32 protein-coding genes and 2 pseudogenes are annotated in these 16,443 nt (G+C 49.3%); 1 reads left to right on the top strand and 33 read right to left on the bottom strand.

Annotation, left to right across the window (positions count from 1 at the left end):
- Positions 1–383 (top strand): integrase core domain-containing protein (locus DPA2511_RS20920; protein ID WP_035049326.1); only part of this gene is annotated, 383 nt, incomplete at its 5' end.
- 80 nt (positions 384–463) lie between these two features.
- Here the strand turns inward: DPA2511_RS20920 and DPA2511_RS02205 are convergent.
- From DPA2511_RS02205 to DPA2511_RS02050, 33 genes and pseudogenes are all read right to left on the bottom strand, one after another.
- Positions 464–664: an alternative ribosome-rescue factor A gene (locus DPA2511_RS02205; protein ID WP_012764064.1), complete on the bottom strand. Its 201-nt coding sequence runs from the start codon at positions 662–664 to the stop codon at positions 464–466.
- A 46-nt stretch (positions 665–710) separates the two neighbouring features.
- Positions 711–1,104: pseudogene (locus DPA2511_RS20915) on the bottom strand (DnaJ family domain-containing protein).
- Between the two features lie 126 nt (positions 1,105–1,230).
- The gene (gene rplQ, locus DPA2511_RS02195; RefSeq protein ID WP_012764063.1) at positions 1,231–1,623 is read right to left on the bottom strand and encodes a 50S ribosomal protein L17; all 393 of its coding nucleotides are present in this window, start codon (positions 1,621–1,623) and stop codon (positions 1,231–1,233) included.
- Between the two features lie 40 nt (positions 1,624–1,663).
- Positions 1,664–2,653, bottom strand: coding sequence for a DNA-directed RNA polymerase subunit alpha (locus DPA2511_RS02190; RefSeq protein WP_012764062.1), 990 nt, complete (start codon positions 2,651–2,653; stop codon positions 1,664–1,666).
- Positions 2,654–2,678: 25 nt separating this feature from the next.
- On the bottom strand, positions 2,679–3,299 hold the full coding sequence (gene rpsD, locus DPA2511_RS02185; RefSeq protein ID WP_012764061.1) for a 30S ribosomal protein S4: 621 nt from the start codon (positions 3,297–3,299) through the stop codon (positions 2,679–2,681).
- A 30-nt stretch (positions 3,300–3,329) separates the two neighbouring features.
- Positions 3,330–3,719 (bottom strand): 30S ribosomal protein S11, encoded by a 390-nt coding sequence (gene rpsK / locus DPA2511_RS02180; protein WP_002919257.1) that lies wholly within the window; start codon positions 3,717–3,719, stop codon positions 3,330–3,332.
- A 16-nt stretch (positions 3,720–3,735) separates the two neighbouring features.
- Positions 3,736–4,092: a 30S ribosomal protein S13 gene (gene rpsM / locus DPA2511_RS02175; RefSeq protein ID WP_012764060.1), complete on the bottom strand. Its 357-nt coding sequence runs from the start codon at positions 4,090–4,092 to the stop codon at positions 3,736–3,738.
- A 146-nt stretch (positions 4,093–4,238) separates the two neighbouring features.
- Positions 4,239–4,355: a 50S ribosomal protein L36 gene (rpmJ, locus tag DPA2511_RS02170; protein WP_012764059.1), complete on the bottom strand. Its 117-nt coding sequence runs from the start codon at positions 4,353–4,355 to the stop codon at positions 4,239–4,241.
- Between the two features lie 34 nt (positions 4,356–4,389).
- Positions 4,390–5,721 (bottom strand): preprotein translocase subunit SecY, encoded by a 1,332-nt coding sequence (secY, locus tag DPA2511_RS02165; RefSeq protein WP_012764058.1) that lies wholly within the window; start codon positions 5,719–5,721, stop codon positions 4,390–4,392.
- A 7-nt stretch (positions 5,722–5,728) separates the two neighbouring features.
- Positions 5,729–6,163, bottom strand: a complete 435-nt coding sequence (gene rplO, locus DPA2511_RS02160) for a 50S ribosomal protein L15 (RefSeq protein ID WP_012764057.1) — start codon at positions 6,161–6,163, stop codon at positions 5,729–5,731.
- 3 nt (positions 6,164–6,166) lie between these two features.
- Positions 6,167–6,346, bottom strand: coding sequence for a 50S ribosomal protein L30 (rpmD, locus tag DPA2511_RS02155; RefSeq protein ID WP_012764056.1), 180 nt, complete (start codon positions 6,344–6,346; stop codon positions 6,167–6,169).
- 6 nt (positions 6,347–6,352) lie between these two features.
- Complete coding sequence (rpsE, locus tag DPA2511_RS02150; RefSeq protein ID WP_012764055.1) at positions 6,353–6,853, bottom strand: 30S ribosomal protein S5; 501 nt, start codon at positions 6,851–6,853, stop codon at positions 6,353–6,355.
- A gap of 14 nt (positions 6,854–6,867) precedes the next feature.
- A complete protein-coding gene (gene rplR, locus DPA2511_RS02145; RefSeq protein ID WP_012764054.1) occupies positions 6,868–7,221 on the bottom strand; it encodes a 50S ribosomal protein L18 in 354 nt (117 codons plus the stop codon).
- A gap of 9 nt (positions 7,222–7,230) precedes the next feature.
- On the bottom strand, positions 7,231–7,764 hold the full coding sequence (gene rplF, locus DPA2511_RS02140; protein WP_012764053.1) for a 50S ribosomal protein L6: 534 nt from the start codon (positions 7,762–7,764) through the stop codon (positions 7,231–7,233).
- A 13-nt stretch (positions 7,765–7,777) separates the two neighbouring features.
- The gene (rpsH, locus tag DPA2511_RS02135) at positions 7,778–8,170 is read right to left on the bottom strand and encodes a 30S ribosomal protein S8 (RefSeq protein ID WP_012764052.1); all 393 of its coding nucleotides are present in this window, start codon (positions 8,168–8,170) and stop codon (positions 7,778–7,780) included.
- Positions 8,171–8,203: 33 nt separating this feature from the next.
- On the bottom strand, positions 8,204–8,509 hold the full coding sequence (gene rpsN / locus DPA2511_RS02130) for a 30S ribosomal protein S14 (RefSeq protein ID WP_012764051.1): 306 nt from the start codon (positions 8,507–8,509) through the stop codon (positions 8,204–8,206).
- A gap of 12 nt (positions 8,510–8,521) precedes the next feature.
- A complete protein-coding gene (rplE, locus tag DPA2511_RS02125; protein ID WP_012764050.1) occupies positions 8,522–9,061 on the bottom strand; it encodes a 50S ribosomal protein L5 in 540 nt (179 codons plus the stop codon).
- Between the two features lie 14 nt (positions 9,062–9,075).
- A complete protein-coding gene (rplX, locus tag DPA2511_RS02120; protein ID WP_000729185.1) occupies positions 9,076–9,390 on the bottom strand; it encodes a 50S ribosomal protein L24 in 315 nt (104 codons plus the stop codon).
- A gap of 10 nt (positions 9,391–9,400) precedes the next feature.
- Positions 9,401–9,772 (bottom strand): 50S ribosomal protein L14, encoded by a 372-nt coding sequence (gene rplN, locus DPA2511_RS02115; protein ID WP_004388611.1) that lies wholly within the window; start codon positions 9,770–9,772, stop codon positions 9,401–9,403.
- 169 nt (positions 9,773–9,941) lie between these two features.
- On the bottom strand, positions 9,942–10,196 hold the full coding sequence (gene rpsQ / locus DPA2511_RS02110) for a 30S ribosomal protein S17 (RefSeq protein ID WP_012764049.1): 255 nt from the start codon (positions 10,194–10,196) through the stop codon (positions 9,942–9,944).
- Positions 10,196–10,387, bottom strand: a complete 192-nt coding sequence (gene rpmC, locus DPA2511_RS02105; RefSeq protein WP_012764048.1) for a 50S ribosomal protein L29 — start codon at positions 10,385–10,387, stop codon at positions 10,196–10,198. The genes rpsQ and rpmC overlap by 1 nt, the downstream gene beginning before the upstream one ends.
- Positions 10,387–10,797 carry a 50S ribosomal protein L16 gene (gene rplP / locus DPA2511_RS02100; protein WP_012764047.1) on the bottom strand — a complete coding sequence of 137 codons (411 nt, stop codon included), beginning with the start codon at positions 10,795–10,797 and terminating at the stop codon, positions 10,387–10,389. Before rplP ends, rpmC begins: the two co-directional genes overlap by 1 nt.
- A gap of 12 nt (positions 10,798–10,809) precedes the next feature.
- Positions 10,810–11,511, bottom strand: coding sequence for a 30S ribosomal protein S3 (gene rpsC, locus DPA2511_RS02095; protein ID WP_012764046.1), 702 nt, complete (start codon positions 11,509–11,511; stop codon positions 10,810–10,812).
- A gap of 17 nt (positions 11,512–11,528) precedes the next feature.
- Positions 11,529–11,861 (bottom strand): 50S ribosomal protein L22, encoded by a 333-nt coding sequence (gene rplV, locus DPA2511_RS02090; protein WP_012764045.1) that lies wholly within the window; start codon positions 11,859–11,861, stop codon positions 11,529–11,531.
- Positions 11,862–11,875: 14 nt separating this feature from the next.
- On the bottom strand, positions 11,876–12,154 hold the full coding sequence (rpsS, locus tag DPA2511_RS02085) for a 30S ribosomal protein S19 (RefSeq protein WP_012764044.1): 279 nt from the start codon (positions 12,152–12,154) through the stop codon (positions 11,876–11,878).
- A 16-nt stretch (positions 12,155–12,170) separates the two neighbouring features.
- Positions 12,171–12,992 carry a 50S ribosomal protein L2 gene (rplB, locus tag DPA2511_RS02080; RefSeq protein ID WP_012764043.1) on the bottom strand — a complete coding sequence of 274 codons (822 nt, stop codon included), beginning with the start codon at positions 12,990–12,992 and terminating at the stop codon, positions 12,171–12,173.
- Between the two features lie 17 nt (positions 12,993–13,009).
- On the bottom strand, positions 13,010–13,312 hold the full coding sequence (gene rplW / locus DPA2511_RS02075; protein ID WP_012764042.1) for a 50S ribosomal protein L23: 303 nt from the start codon (positions 13,310–13,312) through the stop codon (positions 13,010–13,012).
- On the bottom strand, positions 13,309–13,914 hold the full coding sequence (gene rplD / locus DPA2511_RS02070) for a 50S ribosomal protein L4 (protein ID WP_012764041.1): 606 nt from the start codon (positions 13,912–13,914) through the stop codon (positions 13,309–13,311). The genes rplW and rplD overlap by 4 nt, the downstream gene beginning before the upstream one ends.
- A 10-nt stretch (positions 13,915–13,924) precedes the next feature.
- Positions 13,925–14,554 carry a 50S ribosomal protein L3 gene (rplC, locus tag DPA2511_RS02065; protein ID WP_012764040.1) on the bottom strand — a complete coding sequence of 210 codons (630 nt, stop codon included), beginning with the start codon at positions 14,552–14,554 and terminating at the stop codon, positions 13,925–13,927.
- A 32-nt stretch (positions 14,555–14,586) separates the two neighbouring features.
- Positions 14,587–14,898, bottom strand: a complete 312-nt coding sequence (gene rpsJ / locus DPA2511_RS02060) for a 30S ribosomal protein S10 (protein ID WP_001181005.1) — start codon at positions 14,896–14,898, stop codon at positions 14,587–14,589.
- Between the two features lie 299 nt (positions 14,899–15,197).
- The gene (gene bfr / locus DPA2511_RS02055) at positions 15,198–15,671 is read right to left on the bottom strand and encodes a bacterioferritin (RefSeq protein ID WP_012764039.1); all 474 of its coding nucleotides are present in this window, start codon (positions 15,669–15,671) and stop codon (positions 15,198–15,200) included.
- A 74-nt stretch (positions 15,672–15,745) separates the two neighbouring features.
- On the bottom strand, positions 15,746–15,940 hold the full coding sequence (gene bfd / locus DPA2511_RS22545) for a bacterioferritin-associated ferredoxin (protein ID WP_012764038.1): 195 nt from the start codon (positions 15,938–15,940) through the stop codon (positions 15,746–15,748).
- Positions 15,941–16,068: 128 nt separating this feature from the next.
- Positions 16,069–16,443, bottom strand: a pseudogene (locus tag DPA2511_RS02050) (EF-Tu C-terminal domain-related protein); the annotation flags it as partial.

Below are 16,443 nucleotides of genomic sequence, written 5' to 3'. Positions count from 1 at the left end.
TTTATGAGTCACAAGGCTTGCCGATGCTGAGGATATTAACCGATCGCGGAACGGAATATTGTGGACGGATTGAACATCATGATTACCAGCTTTATCTGGCGATTAATGATATAGACCACACGAAGACCAAAGCGATGTCGCCACAAACCAACGGTATCTGCGAACGGTTCCATAAGACGATATTGCAGGAGTTTTATCAGATGACATTCCGTAAAAAACTGTATGGAGACATTGATACTCTGCAATCGGATCTTGATGAATGGTTGCATTATTACAATAATGAACGAACTCATCAGGGAAAAATGTGCTGTGGGCGGACGCCGATGGAAACATTACTTGATGGAAAACGCATCTGGGCTGAGAAAAATTTAAGCCAGATGTAATCTGACAGACACCTGTATAAATAACCGGTAACTGTCAGATCAAGTCTGAGCTAATACAGATTATTGATTTCCCCCAGCAACTAAAAGACCAGTGGTAAAAAATGAATCTTACCACTGGCCTCCCAGTTTTCCTTCTGTACGTTCCGATGCTTGCCTTTCCTCCGATAGCTACCTTTGCCTTTAGCATTTAATTCGACTCGCTGCCTGAATAAAGGGTCATGTAACAAGGCTTCTATCGCGTTATCCTTTATCGCTCCCTTTTTGTGACCATAATTTGACATATTGCTACCTCTTAAACGCATTTGTTGATAATCACATGTTTGCGAATTACTCATGTTTATCGTCATGACAATGGTTCTTCATTAATCTATCAAATAATGTCTGCTTATAATTACCCCTGAGAAAATCCGTACTCATCCCTGCTTGCTGCAGTCGCAACTCCAAGGTTCTTAGCTGGCGGGATAACTGTGTATATTCTGAATGTTGTGGCGTTATTTGCTCCAATAAATTAGCAAGATTCAATGCTTCTTTACGCTCAAGTAAAACCTAGGGGGAGATAACCGGCATTTTTCATCAGGTGAAAAACCGATCTCAATTCCACGGGAACTAAACTAGTATCATCCAGCAGAAGAGGTTTCCCACTGCCAGAAAAGTTATCTAATTCACCCTTTTTCTGAGCTTCAATGATGTGCCGTTCTGCCCATTCATCTATAGGGAACATAGCCTCTTACTCAATTATTAATTCGGTATGACTCGGGAGGAAAAGATGCAAATAGTCGGATTTCAACGAATGGTACTACCGATGTAAAAAAACCGGGTTTCCCCGGTTTTTTCACTCTGATGCAAATTACTCTGCCGCAGATGCTTCTTCTGTTTGAGAAGCTGCACGATCAACGAGCTCGATGTATGCCATCGGCGCATTGTCGCCTGCACGGAAACCACACTTCAGAATACGAGTGTAACCACCGGCACGGCTCGCGAAACGCGGGCCCAGTTCATTAAACAGTTTAGCCACGATCTCGTTATCACGAGTACGGGCGAATGCCAGACGACGATTAGCAACGCTGTCGGTCTTGGCAAGAGTAATCAGCGGCTCAACAACACGACGCAGCTCTTTCGCTTTCGGCAGGGTTGTCTTGATGATCTCATGACGAACCAAAGAACCAGCCATGTTGCGGAACATAGCTTGGCGATGGCTGCTGTTGCGGTTCAGTTGACGACCACTCTTACGATGGCGCATGACCTTATCCTTCTCAGTAAAACCTTAACCTGTGATCTGGTTACTCATCAGCGATACTTGCCGGCGGCCAGTTTTCCAGGCGCATGCCCAGAGACAGACCACGGGAAGCCAGTACGTCTTTAATCTCAGTAAGAGATTTTTTACCCAGGTTTGGCGTTTTCAGCAACTCAACCTCGGTACGCTGTACCAGATCACCGATGTAGTGGATAGCTTCTGCCTTAAGGCAGTTAGCAGAGCGGACAGTCAATTCAAGATCGTCAACAGGGCGCAGCAGGATCGGATCGAATTCTGGTTTCTCTTCTTTCACTTCCGGCTGACGTACATCACGTAAGTCAACGAAAGCTTCCAATTGTTCAGCCAGAATGGTCGCCGCACGGCGAATTGCCTCTTCAGGATCAATTGTACCGTTGGTTTCCATTTCGATGACCAGCTTATCCAGATCGGTACGCTGTTCGACACGTGCTGCTTCAACATTGTAAGCTATACGCTCAACAGGGCTGTAGCAAGCATCAACTAACAGGCGGCCAATAGGGCGCTCATCTTCTTCCGTATGAATACGGGCAGACGCCGGCACATAACCACGACCACGCTGAACCTTGATACGCATATTGATAGATGCATTCTCATCAGTCAGATGGCAGATTACATGTTGCGGCTTGACGATTTCGACATCACCGTCATGGGTAATATCGGCTGCAGTCACAGGGCCAATGCCAGATTTATTCAGGGTAAGAATAACTTCATCTTTGCCTTGAACTCTCACCGCCAGCCCTTTCAGGTTGAGCAGGATTTCCAGGATATCTTCCTGTACGCCTTCTTTGGTGCTGTACTCGTGCAGTACACCATCAATCTCAACCTCGGTCACCGCGCAACCTGGCATGGATGAAAGCAGAATACGGCGCAGTGCATTACCAAGAGTATGGCCGAAGCCCCGCTCTAATGGCTCAAGGGTCACCTTGGCGTGCGTCGAACTGATTTGCTCGATATCTACCAGGCGCGGTTTTAGAAACTCTGTCACAGAACCCTGCATTGTGTCCTCTCTTTGGTACTAAGCTTTACTTGGAGTAAAGCTCGACGATCAGGTGTTCATTAATGTCCGCAGACAGATCGGTACGTTCAGGAATACGTTTGAACACACCTTCCATCTTGGCAGCATCAACTTCCAGCCAAGTCGGCTTTTCGCGCTGTTCAGCCAGCTCCAAAGCAGCTTTAACACGTGACTGCTTTTTCGCCTTCTCGCGGATGCTGACGACATCATTCGGAGAGACCTGATAAGAAGCGATATTAACAACGCGACCGTTTACCATGACTGCCTTGTGGCCCACTAGCTGACGTGCTTCAGCACGAGTAGCACCGAACCCCATACGATAAACTACGTTGTCCAGACGACCTTCCAGCAACTGCAACAGGTTCGCACCTGTGTTGCCTTTCAGACGAGCAGCTTCTTTATAATAGTTACGGAACTGACGCTCCAGAACACCGTAGATACGGCGAACTTTCTGCTTCTCACGCAACTGTACACCATAGTCAGATAGACGCGGCTTACGCGCACCATGCTGACCAGGAGCTTGTTCAATTTTACACTTGGAATCGATCGCACGAACACCAGACTTTAGGAACAGGTCGGTGCCCTCACGACGGCTCAGCTTGAGCTTAGGACCCAAATATCTTGCCATTTTCTTTCTCCAACAGACCTAAAAGCGGCGTTATACGCGACGCTTTTTCGGCGGACGACAACCGTTATGAGGGATCGGAGTCACATCAGTAATATTAGTGATGCGAAAACCAGCCGCGTTCAGAGCGCGGATAGTAGACTCACGGCCCGGACCAGGTCCTTTAACCATAACTTCCAGATTCTTAATACCGTACTCTTTCACTGCTTCAGCACAGCGCTCTGCTGCAACTTGGGCAGCAAACGGAGTAGATTTACGAGAACCACGGAAACCGGAACCACCGGCTGTTGCCCAACCCAGAGCGTTACCCTGACGATCGGTGATGGTAACGATGGTGTTGTTAAAAGAAGCATGGATATGAGCCACACCGTCAGAAACTTGCTTTCTTACACGCTTACGTGCACGAATAGGTGCCTTTGCCATTATTCAATCACCCCGATTATTTCTTGATCGGTTTACGCGGACCCTTCCGGGTACGGGCGTTAGTCTTGGTACGCTGACCGCGAACCGGCAGACCACGACGATGACGCAAACCGCGATAGCAACCAAGGTCCATCAGACGCTTGATGCTCATGCTGATTTCACGGCGCAGATCACCTTCGACGACGAATTTGGCAACTTCTTCACGCAGCGTTTCGATTTGCTCTTCAGACAGCTCACTGATCTTAACATCTTCAGCGATACCCGCCGCAGCGCAAATGGCTTTGGAACGAGTTTTGCCGACACCATAGATCGAGGTTAATGCGATCACGGCATGTTTCTGATCAGGAATGTTAATGCCTGCTATACGGGCCACTATGCACTCCTATGATTTAATATGCGCGCCCCATGCTGAAAAGCCCGTTTTCAGGATACTCAAATGGAAACGCACAGACATACAAAAGATTGGCTGGCTAATCTAGCCAGCTCAACCCAACTTTGCAAGAAAAATATGCGAGATAATCAGCCTTGACGCTGTTTATGCTTCGGCTCGGCGCTGCAGATGACGCGAACGATACCGTTACGCTTGATGATCTTACAGTTACGACATAATTTCTTGACGGAAGCACGAACTTTCATTTTTACTCTCCGTAACTTCTCTGGCACACGCTGATTAGCGGTTATAGCCTTTCAGGTTAGCCTTCTTCAAGGCAGACTCATACTGACTAGACATCAAAAGAGTTTGCACTTGAGCCATAAAGTCCATGATCACAACAACAACGATCAATAATGACGTACCGCCAAAATAGAAAGGTACTTTCATTGCGTCACGCATGAACTCCGGGATAAGGCAAATAAAAGTAATATACATCGCACCAACGAGTGTCAGGCGAGTCATTACTTTATCGATATACTTCGCCGTTTGTTCTCCCGGACGAATTCCTGGCACGAATGCACCGGACTTCTTCAGGTTATCTGCTGTTTCACGCGGATTAAAAACCAACGCGGTATAGAAGAAACAGAAGAAGATGATTGCAGATGCATAGAGTAGCACATAAAGCGGCTGTCCCGGTTGCAAATACAAAGAAATTGTTGTCAACCAGTTCCAACCCGTACCGCCCCCGAACCATGACGCAATTGTTGCCGGGAACAGAATAATACTGGATGCAAAAATAGCTGGAATAACACCGGCCATATTTACTTTCAGTGGTAAATGCGTACTCTGCGCTGCATAAACGCGGCGACCTTGTTGACGTTTAGCGTAATTAACGACGATGCGACGCTGACCACGCTCCATGAATACAACAAAGAAAGTTACCGCGAATACCAAAACTGCAACCAACAGCAACAGGAGGAAGTGCAAATCGCCTTGCCGCGCTTGCTCGATGGTATGGCCAATGGCCGGCGGCAATCCCGCAACGATACCCGCAAAAATTATGATCGAGATACCATTACCGATACCTCTTTCAGTAATTTGCTCGCCGAGCCACATAAGAAACATCGTTCCTGTAACCAGACTGACAACAGCGGTGAAATAAAACGCAAAGCCTGGATTAATTACCAGACCTTGCATTCCAGGCATATTCGGCAAACCGGTAGCAATACCGATTGACTGAAATACTGCCAACACCAGAGTGCCGTAACGGGTATATTGGCTGATTTTACGTCGGCCAGCTTCCCCTTCCTTCTTAATTTCCGCCAATGCGGGATGAACCACCGTCAATAACTGAATGATGATGGATGCCGAGATATACGGCATAATTCCCAGCGCGAAAATTGAAGCGCGGCTTAAAGCACCACCAGAGAACATGTTAAACATTTCAATGATGGTGCCACGCTGTTGTTCGAGCAATTTGGCAAGCACAGTGGCATCAATACCAGGAATGGGAATAAAAGAGCCAATACGGAAAACAATCAGCGCACCGATTACAAACAACAGTCTGCGCTTCAGCTCGCCAACTCCGCCTTTAGCACTTTGAAAATCTAATCCTGGTTGTTTAGCCATCTGCTACTTATTCCTCAATTTTACCGCCTGCAGCTTCGATAGCAGCACGTGCACCTTTTGTTACACGCAGACCACGAATCGTTACCGGACGAGCAACCTCACCAGACAGAATCACTTTCGCGAATTCAATCTGAACGCCAATGACGTTAGCAGCTTTCAGCGTACTCAGATCAACAACATCGCCTTCTACACGAGCCAGATCAGACAAACGGACTTCTGCCGTGATCATGGCTTTACGAGAAGTGAAACCGAACTTGGGCAGACGACGGTACAAAGGCATTTGACCGCCTTCAAAGCCACGACGTACACCACCGCCAGAACGAGATTTCTGACCCTTGACGCCACGACCACCAGTCTTACCAAGGCCGGAACCGATACCACGACCTAAACGCTTCGGCGCGTGTTTAGCGCCTTCGGCCGGAGACAGAGTATTCAAACGCATCTGTTACTCCTCCACTTTAACCATATAGGAAACCGCGTTGACCATACCACGGATAGCAGGAGTGTCCTCACGCTCAACGGTATGACCAATACGACGCAGACCCAGGCCAAGCAGCGTTGCCTTGTGTTTAGGCAGACGACCGATTGCACTACGGGTTTGAGTAATTTTAATAGTCTTTGCCATGGTTAATTACCCCAGAATTTCTTCAACGGATTTACCACGCTTGGCAGCGACCATTTCCGGGGACTTCATGTTTGCCAAGCCATCAATAGTTGCACGAACCACGTTGATCGGGTTAGTGGAACCATAGGCTTTAGCCAAAACGTTATGAACCCCTGCGACTTCCAGAACGGCGCGCATTGCACCACCGGCGATGATACCGGTACCTTCGGAAGCCGGCTGCATGAATACGCGAGACCCTGTGTGCGCACCTTTAACCGGATGCTGCAGAGTACCGCTATTCAGCGCGACGTTAATCATATTGCGACGGGCTTTTTCCATCGCTTTCTGGATCGCTGCCGGAACTTCACGCGCTTTACCGTAACCAAAACCCACGCGGCCGTTACCATCACCCACTACAGTCAGTGCGGTGAAGCTGAAAATACGACCACCTTTAACAGTTTTAGATACGCGATTAACCGCGATCAGCTTTTCCTGCAGTTCGCCAGCTTGCTTCTCGATGTGAGCCATCTTACACCTCTACCTTAGAACTGAAGGCCAGCTTCACGGGCAGCATCTGCCAGTGCCTGGACACGACCATGATATTGGAACCCGGAACGGTCAAAGGCCACTTCTTTGATGCCTTTTTCCAGAGCACGCTCGGCAACAGCCTTACCAACAGCAGCTGCAGCGTCTTTGTTACCGGTGTACTTCAGTTGTTCAGAGATAGCTTTTTCTACAGTAGAGGCGGCTACCAGGACTTCAGAACCGTTCGGTGCGATAACCTGCGCATAAATATGACGCGGGGTACGATGTACCACCAGACGCGTCGCGCCCAGTTCCTGGAGCTTGCGACGTGCGCGGGTCGCACGACGGATACGAGCTGATTTCTTATCCATAGTGTTACCTTACTTCTTCTTAGCCTCTTTGATACGCACGACTTCGTCGGCGTAACGGACACCTTTACCTTTGTAAGGCTCAGGACGACGGTAAGCGCGCAGATCAGCAGCTACCTGACCGATCAACTGTTTATCAGCACCTTTCAGTACGATTTCAGTTTGAGACGGACATTCAGCAGTAATGCCTGCAGGCAGTTCGTGATCGATAGGATGGGAAAAACCCAGAGCCAAATTCACGACATTACCTTTAACGGCAGCACGATAACCAACACCTACCAGCAGCAGCTTTCTGGTGAAGCCTTCGGTAACACCGACAACCATGCTGTTCAGCAGCGCACGAGTGGTGCCCGCCTGGGCCCAGCCGCTAGCAAAGCCTTCGCGCGGAGCAAAAGTCAGCACGTTATCAGCTTGTTTAACCTCTACGGCTTCATGAACCTGACGGGTCAGTTCACCGTTTTTACCCTTAATCGAAATAACCTGACCGTTGAGTTTTACCTCTACGCCGGCAGGAATGACGACGGGTGCTTTTGCAACACGAGACATTCTTTCCTCCCGATTAAGCTACGTAGCAGATAATCTCGCCACCAAGACCTGCCTGGCGAGCTGCACGATCGGTCATAACACCTCTGGAGGTAGAAACAACCGCGATCCCCAAACCGGCCATAACTTTCGGCAGCTCATCTTTACGTTTATAGATGCGCAGACCAGGGCGGCTTACACGCTGAATGCTTTCTACCACAGCCTTACCCTGGAAGTATTTCAAAGTCACTTCCAGTTCCGGCTTGGCGTCGCCTTCGATTTTGTAATCTTCAATATAACCTTCTTCCTTCAGCACGTTGGCAATTGCCACTTTCAGCTTGGAGGAAGGCATGGTGACCGCAACTTTGTTCGCGGCCTGACCGTTACGGATACGGGTCAGCATATCCGCGATCGGATCTTGCATGCTCATCTGTCTTTACTCCCGTGATTCAATTGGTGACAATTACCAGCTAGCCTTTTTCAGACCCGGAATTTCACCGCGCATAGCGGCTTCACGGACCTTAATACGGCTCAACCCGAACTTCCGCAGGAAAGCGTGCGGACGACCAGTCTGGCGGCAGCGGTTACGCTGACGGGACGGGCTGGAATCACGCGGCAGAGTCTGCAGCTTCAGAACAGCATCCCAACGTTCTTCGTCAGAAGCGTTTACGTCAGAAATGATAGCTTTCAGTTCAGCGCGTTTAGCGAAGAATTTGTTAGCCAGTTTCACGCGCTTAACTTCGCGTGCTTTCATGGATTGCTTAGCCATTAGTAACCCACCTTACTTGCGGAACGGGAAGTTAAAGGCAGCCAGCAGAGCACGGCCTTCATCATCGGTTTTCGCAGTAGTGGTAATGGTAATGTCCAAACCACGAACGCGATCGACTTTGTCATAGTCGATTTCCGGGAAGATGATCTGCTCACGGACACCCATGCTGTAGTTACCACGACCATCGAAAGACTTAGCGGACAAACCGCGGAAGTCACGAATACGTGGAACAGCAATGGAGATCAGGCGCTCAAGAAACTCCCACATGCGTTCGCCACGCAGAGTTACTTTACAGCCGATCGGATAGCCCTGACGGATTTTGAAGCCTGCAACAGATTTGCGTGCTTTGGTGATCAACGGTTTTTGACCGGAGATTGCTGTCAGATCGGCTGCTGCGTTATCCAGCAGTTTCTTGTCAGCGATCGCTTCACCAACACCCATGTTCAGGGTGATCTTCTCGACCCGAGGGACTTGCATGACAGAATGGTAGTTAAACTGAGACATCAGTTTGCTAACTACTTCGTCTTTGTAGTAATCATGCAGTTTCGCCATCGTACTACTCCAAATTACTTGATAGTTTCGCTGTTAGACTTGAAGAAGCGGACTTTTTTACCGTCTTCGAATCTAAAGCCTACACGGTCAGCCTTACCGGTTGCCGCATTGAAGATCGCAACGTTAGAAACCTGAATTGCAGCTTCTTTTTCAACGATGCCGCCTGGCTGATTCAGCGCCGGAACCGGCTTCTGATGTTTCTTAACCAGGTTAATACCTTCAACAATGACCTTGCCGGAAGACAGGACATTTTTTACCTTACCGCGCTTACCTTTATCTTTGCCGGTCAGCACGATAACTTCGTCATCACGACGGATTTTCGCTGCCATGGTTCGCTCCTTAGAGTACTTCTGGTGCCAGAGAGATAATTTTCATGAACTTCTCAGAACGCAGTTCACGAGTTACCGGCCCAAAAATACGCGTACCGATGGGCTGTTCGCTGTTGTTATTCAACAGGACACAAGCATTGCCATCGAAGCGAACGACAGAACCGTCAGGGCGACGAACACCCTTCTTGGTGCGCACCACTACCGCCTTCAGCACATCACCTTTTTTTACTTTACCGCGAGGAATTGCTTCCTTGATGGTAATTTTGATGATGTCGCCGACGCCTGCGTAGCGACGGTGCGAGCCACCCAGAACCTTGATACACATTACGCGACGTGCACCGGAGTTGTCGGCCACGTTCAGCATAGTCTGTTCTTGGATCATGTTAGTGCTCCGCTAATGTCAACTACTACTTGTGAGACCTAAAATCAGGTCGTTAAAAAACCCCATAATTGAGGGCGCAGCATTATAACACCGCTTCCTGGATATGGGTAGAAAAAATAAACGGCCCAATAAATGAGCCGTTTACTTTATTTCGAGCGCGCTTACTGTATTACAGAATCGCTTTCTCTACAACGCGAACCAACGTCCAAGACTTGGTCTTGGAGATCGGACGGCATTCGCGGATTTCCACCACGTCGCCGATACCACATTCGTTGTTCTCGTCATGTACGTGCAGTTTAGTCGTACGTTTGATGAATTTACCGTAGATCGGGTGTTTCACGAAACGTTCAATGGCGACAACAGCAGACTTCTGCATTTTGTCACTCACAACACGACCTTGCAGAGTACGGATTTTATCGGTCATTACGCACCCGCCTTCTCAGTCAGTAAAGTCTTAACACGTGCAACGTTACGACGCACTTGTTTCAACAGGTGAGTTTGTTGCAGCTGGCCGCTGGCAGCCTGCATGCGCAGGTTAAACTGCTCACGCAGCAAACCGAGCAGCTCGGTATTCAGCTCTTCAACACTCTTTTCACGCAGCTCTTTTGCTTTCATTACATCACCGTCTTAGTTACAAAGGTGGTTTTGATCGGCAGTTTCGCTGCTGCCAGTTCGAACGCCTCGCGGGCTAACTCTTCCGGCACACCGTCCATTTCGTACAGGACTTTACCTGGCTGAATCAAGGCAACCCAGTATTCCACGTTACCTTTACCTTTACCCATACGCACTTCGAGCGGTTTTTCAGTGATCGGTTTGTCCGGGAAAACACGGATCCAGATCTTACCCTGACGCTTCACAGCACGGGTCATGGCACGACGAGCAGCTTCGATTTGACGCGCGGTCAGACGACCACGGCCAACAGCTTTCAGACCGAAAGTACCGAAGCTCACATCCGTACCGGCAGCCAGACCACGGTTGCGGCCTTTGTGAATCTTACGGAATTTTGTACGCTTTGGTTGTAACATCAGCGACTCTCCTTACTTGCGGCCTTTACGCTGCTGCTTTTTCGGTTGAGCAGCCGGTTTTTCCGGTTGTTCAACAGCAGCCATACCACCCAGGATCTCACCTTTGAAGATCCACACTTTCACACCGATAACACCATAAGTGGTGTGCGCTTCGGAGGTGTTGTAGTCAATGTCAGCGCGCAGGGTGTGCAACGGAACACGACCTTCGCGATACCATTCGGTACGAGCGATTTCCGCGCCGCCCAGACGGCCACTAACTTCAACTTTGATACCCTTGGCGCCCAGACGCATGGCATTTTGTACAGCACGCTTCATCGCACGACGGAACATGACACGACGTTCCAGCTGAGAAGAGATACTGTCAGCAACCAATTTGGCGTCCAGTTCCGGCTTACGTACTTCAGCGATGTTGATCTGCGCCGGAACACCAGCGATATCAGCTACGCCTTTACGCAGTTTTTCAACGTCTTCACCTTTCTTACCGATAACGATACCCGGGCGAGCAGTGTGAATGGTCACACGAATGCTTTTGGCCGGACGCTCGATAACGATACGGGAAACGGAGGCTTTCTCCAGTTCCTTGTTCAGGTATTGACGAACTTTAAAATCGCTGTCCAGGTTGTCAGCGAATTCTTTGGTATTTGCGTACCAGGTAGAGTTCCAAGTTTTGACAATACCCAGGCGAATACCATTAGGATGTACTTTCTGACCCATTGCTAGTCTCCAGAGTCTCAGCGATCGGACACAACCACAGTAATGTGGCTGGTACGCTTCAGGATGCGATCCGCACGACCTTTAGCACGCGGCATAATGCGCTTCATGCTAGGGCCTTCGTCTACGAAGATTTTCGCAACTTTCAGATCATCAATGTCAGCGCCGTCGTTGTGCTCTGCGTTAGCAATGGCAGACTCCAGCACTTTCTTAACCAGACCAGCAGCTTTCTTGTTGGTATAGGTCAAAATATCCAGAGCCTGCGACACTTTCTTACCGCGAATCAGGTCAGCAACCAGGCGAACCTTCTGAGCAGAAGAACGAGCATGGCGATGCTTAGCAATAGTTTCCATCTCTTCCTCCTACCTTATTTCTTCTTGGCTTTTTTATCAGCCGCGTGACCGCGATAAGTACGAGTCGGCGCGAATTCACCCAGCTTGTGACCAACCATCTCATCAGAGATGAAAACTGGAACGTGCTGACGACCATTATGGACAGCGATGGTCAAACCGATCATGTTTGGAAAGATCGTTGAACGACGGGACCAAGTGCGCAGGGGCTTCTTGTCACCGCTTTCCACCGCTTTCTCTACCTTCTTCAGCAAGTGCAGGTCAATAAAAGGACCTTTCTTGAGAGAACGTGGCATGGTTTATCCTCTAAAATTATTTAGTACGGCGACGTACGATAAATTTATCAGTACGCTTGTTGCTGCGGGTCTTCTTACCTTTGGTCTGAACGCCCCACGGAGTAACCGGGTGCTTACCAAAGTTACGACCTTCACCACCACCGTGCGGGTGGTCCACCGGGTTCATTGCCGTACCACGAACGGTCGGACGAACGCCACGCCAGCGAGCAGCACCAGCTTTACCCAGAACGCGCAGCATGTGCTCGGCATTACCAACTTCGCCCAAAGTCGCGCGGCAATCAGCCTCGACTTTACGCATTTCGCCGGAACGCAGACGCAGGGTAACGTAAGAACCTTCACGGGCGACGATCTGCACATAAGCACCAGCGGAACGAGCCAACTGACCGCCTTTACCCGGTTTCATTTCCACGTTATGAACAGTAGAACCAACCGGAATATTGCGCATCGGCAGGGTGTTGCCGGGCTTGATCGCTGCATCAACGCCGGACTGAATCTGATCGCCAGCTTTCAGGCCTTTCGGCGCCAGGATGTAACGACGTTCGCCGTCTTTGTACAGAACCAGCGCGATGTTCGCAGAACGGTTCGGATCGTACTCCAGACGCTCTACCACAGCCGGAATACCGTCTTTGTTGCGTTTAAAGTCAACAATACGGTACTGCTGCTTGTGTCCACCACCAATGTGACGAGTAGTGATGCGACCATTGTTGTTACGACCACCGGTTTTGCTGTTTTTTTCCAGCAACGGAGCAAAAGGTTTGCCCTTGTGCAGCTCAGGGTTAACCACTTTAACAACGTGGCGACGACCCGGAGATGTCGGTTTACACTTAACAACTGCCATTGTATTACTCCTCCGACTTACTCTGCGCCGCCGACGAAGTCCAGGTTCTGGCCTTCTTTCAGGGTGACGTAAGCTTTTTTCCAGTCGCTACGACGACCGATACGCTGTCCATGACGTTTGACTTTCCCTTTAACAATCAGGGTGCGAACGTCATCAACTTCGACTTCAAACAGTTTCTGTACAGCTGCTTTGATTTCTGCTTTAGTCGCGTCTTTGGCAACTTTGAGCACGATGGTGTTGTTTTTTTCCATCGCAGTAGACGCTTTTTCAGAAACGTGCGGCGCGCGCAAAACTTTCAGCAAACGTTCTTCACGAATCATGCCAGCATCTCCTCAACTTGCTTAACAGCATCAGCAGTCATAACCACTTTGTCGAAGGCGATCAGGCTAACCGGATCAATGCCTGCTACGTCACGCACATCAACCTTGTACAGGTTACGCGCGGCCAGGAACAGGTTCTCATCCAGTTCACCGGTGATGATCAGCACGTCATCCAGCGCCAGTTCTTTCAGCTTCTGTGCCAGCAACTTGGTTTTCGGTGCTTCAACAGAGAACTTCTCGACAACGATCAGACGATCCTGACGTACCAGCTCGGACAGAATGCTTTTCAGCGCGCCACGGTACATCTTCTTGTTTACTTTCTGGCTATGATCCTGAGGCTTGGCCGCGAAGGTCACGCCACCGGAACGCCAGATCGGGCTCTTGATAGAACCAGAACGCGCACGACCGGTGCCTTTCTGACGCCACGGTTTTTTACCGGAACCAGTTACTTCAGCACGGGTCTTCTGAGCGCGAGTACCTTGACGGGCACCTGCTGCATAAGCAACAACAACCTGGTGAACCAGCGCTTCGTTGAAGTCACGACCGAAGGTAGTTTCGGAAACAGTCAGCGCGCTTTGCGCGTCTTTCAATACTAATTCCATTGCTATCTCCTCACGCCTTCACAGCCGGTTTAACGATCAGGTCGCTACCGGTTGCACCCGGAACCGCACCTTTAACCAGCAGCAGGTTGCGCTCAGCGTCAACACGTACTACGTCCAGGCTCTGAACGGTTACGCGCTCATTACCCAGCTGGCCTGCCATCTTCTTACCTTTGAACACTTTGCCCGGAGTCTGGTTCTGACCGATAGAACCCGGAACACGGTGAGACAAGGAGTTACCGTGAGTAGCGTCCTGAGTACGGAAGTTCCAACGCTTAACGGTACCGGCAAAACCTTTACCTTTTGAAGTCCCGGTAACGTCAACCTTCTTGACGTCAGCGAAAATTTCAACGCTGATGTTCTGACCTACAGCGAAATCTTCGCCTTCAGCCAGACGGAATTCACGCAGAGTACGACCAGCCTCAACGCCAGCCTTGGCAAAATGACCTGCTTCCGGCTTGTTTACGCGGTTAGCTTTTTTAGCACCGGTAGTTACCTGGACAGCACGGTATCCGTCGTTCTCCAGGGTTTTAACCTGAGTCACACGGTTTGCTTCAATTTCGATTACGGTTACGGGGATAGAAACGCCATCTTCAGTGAAGATGCGGGTCATGCCCACTTTTTTACCGACTAAACCAATCATTGTTTCAACCTCTCAATCGCTCAATGACCTGATTAACCCAGGCTGATCTGCACGTCTACACCGGCAGCCAGATCCAGACGCATCAGAGCATCAACGGTTTTCTCGGTTGGCTCAACGATGTCAACCAGACGCTTGTGAGTGCGAATCTCGTATTGATCACGCGCGTCTTTGTTGACGTGCGGGGAGATCAGAACGGTAAAGCGCTCTTTGCGGGTCGGCAGCGGGATAGGGCCGCGAACCTGCGCACCAGTACGCTTAGCGGTCTCTACGATTTCCGCGGTTGATTGATCGATCAGACGATGATCAAACGCTTTCAGGCGGATACGGATTCTTTGGTTCTGCATGAGACCAGAGCTCCAATTATTTATAGACGAAAATAATTACTCCTCGCACCCATTACGATTGATGGGGGAGTGTAATCGTTCTGTACATAACTTCCATATCGGAAGTATTGTGCGGCCAAACCCTATTGGTTGGTCATCTGATTCAAGTAGAATCAGGCCCGCCATTTCAGACGAGCCCGCGCATTATACGTAAATTTGGTCAGGAAGCAACCGGAATATGTCAATAAGAGTTCCTCCGCTCAGGCTGTATACATCAGAACCAGAGGAACAATCAGAGGTGTACCGATCTGTAACGGCTATTACTCTTCTTTCAATTGTGTCTGCAGATAATTTTGGATCCCTAAACGCGCGATCAATTCCAGCTCGGTTTCCAACCAGTCAATATGTTCTTCTTCATCTGCAAGCACCGCGATCATCAAATCTCGACTGACATAATCGCGTGCTGAGTCCGCATAGGCTATTCCATCACGCAAATCTTTGGCGCCTTCTAATTCTAAAACCAAATCAGAACGCAGCATCTCCTCAACATCTTCACCGATATTAAGCTTGCCAAGATCTTGCAGATTAGGAATCCCTTCCAGAAACAGAATCCGCTCAATGTAACGATCGGCATGTTTCATTTCGTCAATCGACTCGTGATACTCGCGATCGTTAAGACGTTTGAATCCCCAGTTTTTAAACATGCGGGCATGAAGGAAATACTGGTTGATAGCAACCAGCTCATTGCCCAACAGTTTGTTCAGATGTGTAATGACATTCTTATCACCTTTCATGACGTTGCTCCTCCGCTTCAGTATTAAAAAGTGTAGAAGCGGTCAACGCAGAGTCAAAAGGATGCCCTCGGCACTTATGCGACCTTATTCAGTTTCGCATTTTTTGCTGTTTCTTCTTCCAGAATAAGTCTGGCTTGACGAATGCATTTACCGCATTCGCTCCCGATAGGAACAAACAATTTTAATTGCTTCAAAGACTGAGGGTGATACTGGCGTGCGATTTGCCGAATGACTTTGTCAGATACAGCGTTGCATAGACAAACATACATATGCGGATAACTCATTTTTTAATCAATTAGCCGCATTTTAAATAAGAATGGTTTTTATTTCAATTCTTCTCTGGGGAATAAAAAAAGGGCACCGAAGTACCCTTTTTCTTCATTTCAGCTATCAGCAATTAAGCGATAACTTTAGCAACCACGCCAGCGCCTACTGTACGGCCGCCTTCACGGATAGCGAAACGCAGACCGTCGTCCATCGCGATCGGCGCGATAAGGTTTACGACCATCTTGATGTTGTCGCCCGGCATCACCATTTCCACGCCTTCCGGCAGTTCGATGGTGCCTGTCACGTCAGTGGTACGGAAGTAGAACTGCGGACGGTAGCCTTTAAAGAACGGCGTATGACGGCCACCTTCATCTTTGCTCAGAATATACACTTCAGATTCGAACTGAGTGTGCGGCTTGATTGAGCCCGGTTTAGCCAGTACCTGACCACGTTCAACTTCATCACGTTGGTACCACGCAGCAGAACACCTACGTTCTCGCCCGCA

Origin of the sequence: Musicola paradisiaca NCPPB 2511 (genome assembly GCF_000400505.1) — a bacterium.
Classification (GTDB): Bacteria; Pseudomonadota; Gammaproteobacteria; order Enterobacterales; family Enterobacteriaceae; genus Musicola; species Musicola paradisiaca.
This window is presented reverse-complemented; position numbering and strand designations above follow the sequence as displayed.

Coding starts and splice junctions, on each gene's coding strand:
- DPA2511_RS02205 (WP_012764064.1), bottom strand. CDS start 664: ATGTCAAATTATGGTCACAAAAAGGGAGCGATAAAGGATAACGCGATA.
- rplQ (WP_012764063.1), bottom strand. CDS start 1,623: ATGCGCCATCGTAAGAGTGGTCGTCAACTGAACCGCAACAGCAGCCAT.
- DPA2511_RS02190 (WP_012764062.1), bottom strand. CDS start 2,653: ATGCAGGGTTCTGTGACAGAGTTTCTAAAACCGCGCCTGGTAGATATC.
- rpsD (WP_012764061.1), bottom strand. CDS start 3,299: ATGGCAAGATATTTGGGTCCTAAGCTCAAGCTGAGCCGTCGTGAGGGC.
- rpsK (WP_002919257.1), bottom strand. CDS start 3,719: ATGGCAAAGGCACCTATTCGTGCACGTAAGCGTGTAAGAAAGCAAGTT.
- rpmJ (WP_012764059.1), bottom strand. CDS start 4,355: ATGAAAGTTCGTGCTTCCGTCAAGAAATTATGTCGTAACTGTAAGATC.
- secY (WP_012764058.1), bottom strand. CDS start 5,721: ATGGCTAAACAACCAGGATTAGATTTTCAAAGTGCTAAAGGCGGAGTT.
- rplO (WP_012764057.1), bottom strand. CDS start 6,163: ATGCGTTTGAATACTCTGTCTCCGGCCGAAGGCGCTAAACACGCGCCG.
- rpmD (WP_012764056.1), bottom strand. CDS start 6,346: ATGGCAAAGACTATTAAAATTACTCAAACCCGTAGTGCAATCGGTCGT.
- rpsE (WP_012764055.1), bottom strand. CDS start 6,853: ATGGCTCACATCGAGAAGCAAGCTGGCGAACTGCAGGAAAAGCTGATC.
- rplR (WP_012764054.1), bottom strand. CDS start 7,221: ATGGATAAGAAATCAGCTCGTATCCGTCGTGCGACCCGCGCACGTCGC.
- rplF (WP_012764053.1), bottom strand. CDS start 7,764: ATGTCTCGTGTTGCAAAAGCACCCGTCGTCATTCCTGCCGGCGTAGAG.
- rpsH (WP_012764052.1), bottom strand. CDS start 8,170: ATGAGCATGCAAGATCCGATCGCGGATATGCTGACCCGTATCCGTAAC.
- rpsN (WP_012764051.1), bottom strand. CDS start 8,509: ATGGCTAAGCAATCCATGAAAGCACGCGAAGTTAAGCGCGTGAAACTG.
- rplE (WP_012764050.1), bottom strand. CDS start 9,061: ATGGCGAAACTGCATGATTACTACAAAGACGAAGTAGTTAGCAAACTG.
- rplX (WP_000729185.1), bottom strand. CDS start 9,390: ATGGCAGCGAAAATCCGTCGTGATGACGAAGTTATCGTGCTGACCGGC.
- rplN (WP_004388611.1), bottom strand. CDS start 9,772: ATGATCCAAGAACAGACTATGCTGAACGTGGCCGACAACTCCGGTGCA.
- rpsQ (WP_012764049.1), bottom strand. CDS start 10,196: ATGACCGATAAAATCCGTACTCTGCAAGGTCGTGTTGTGAGTGACAAA.
- rpmC (WP_012764048.1), bottom strand. CDS start 10,387: ATGAAAGCAAAAGAGCTGCGTGAAAAGAGTGTTGAAGAGCTGAATACC.
- rplP (WP_012764047.1), bottom strand. CDS start 10,797: ATGTTACAACCAAAGCGTACAAAATTCCGTAAGATTCACAAAGGCCGC.
- rpsC (WP_012764046.1), bottom strand. CDS start 11,511: ATGGGTCAGAAAGTACATCCTAATGGTATTCGCCTGGGTATTGTCAAA.
- rplV (WP_012764045.1), bottom strand. CDS start 11,861: ATGGAAACTATTGCTAAGCATCGCCATGCTCGTTCTTCTGCTCAGAAG.
- rpsS (WP_012764044.1), bottom strand. CDS start 12,154: ATGCCACGTTCTCTCAAGAAAGGTCCTTTTATTGACCTGCACTTGCTG.
- rplB (WP_012764043.1), bottom strand. CDS start 12,992: ATGGCAGTTGTTAAGTGTAAACCGACATCTCCGGGTCGTCGCCACGTT.
- rplW (WP_012764042.1), bottom strand. CDS start 13,312: ATGATTCGTGAAGAACGTTTGCTGAAAGTTTTGCGCGCGCCGCACGTT.
- rplD (WP_012764041.1), bottom strand. CDS start 13,914: ATGGAATTAGTATTGAAAGACGCGCAAAGCGCGCTGACTGTTTCCGAA.
- rplC (WP_012764040.1), bottom strand. CDS start 14,554: ATGATTGGTTTAGTCGGTAAAAAAGTGGGCATGACCCGCATCTTCACT.
- rpsJ (WP_001181005.1), bottom strand. CDS start 14,898: ATGCAGAACCAAAGAATCCGTATCCGCCTGAAAGCGTTTGATCATCGT.
- bfr (WP_012764039.1), bottom strand. CDS start 15,671: ATGAAAGGTGATAAGAATGTCATTACACATCTGAACAAACTGTTGGGC.
- bfd (WP_012764038.1), bottom strand. CDS start 15,940: ATGTATGTTTGTCTATGCAACGCTGTATCTGACAAAGTCATTCGGCAA.